Consider the following 320-nt stretch of genomic DNA (forward strand, 5'->3'; position numbering starts at 1 on the left):
GGTGTGGCCTGCGTTGGCCGCGATCTCTTCGCTGTCACGAGGTTCTACACCCGGGTCAGAAACCAGTGCGAAAGTCGTTGACGTTCGGATGAGCGCGAAATCCGCCTCTTTCAAACGAAGCGGTGGCATTCCTGGCCGTAGAAGCAGGCACTCTCCGCGCTGTACCCAACAGAACAGGACGTCGTCTCTTTGACGAAACGAAACGCCCCAGCGTCCTGATGCGTCGATGCGGGCCCAAAGAGTCGCCTGCGGCCGAAGCAACCGAATCAGGCCAAGAAAAGGATCCACGCAATTTGGACAGATGGTAAAGAAGTTTGGTC

1 protein-coding gene is annotated in these 320 nt (G+C 57.2%); it reads right to left on the minus strand.

Annotated elements, in window-relative coordinates; translation table 11 throughout:
* Window positions 1–288 (minus strand): cupin domain-containing protein (locus SB822_RS55870; RefSeq protein WP_410858948.1); only part of this gene is annotated, 288 nt, incomplete at its 3' end.
* Between the last annotated feature and the right edge of the window lie 32 nt (window positions 289–320).

The sequence above is a fragment of the Paraburkholderia sp. SIMBA_054 genome, assembly GCF_046534875.1.
GTDB classification, from domain to species: domain Bacteria; phylum Pseudomonadota; class Gammaproteobacteria; order Burkholderiales; family Burkholderiaceae; genus Paraburkholderia; species Paraburkholderia hospita.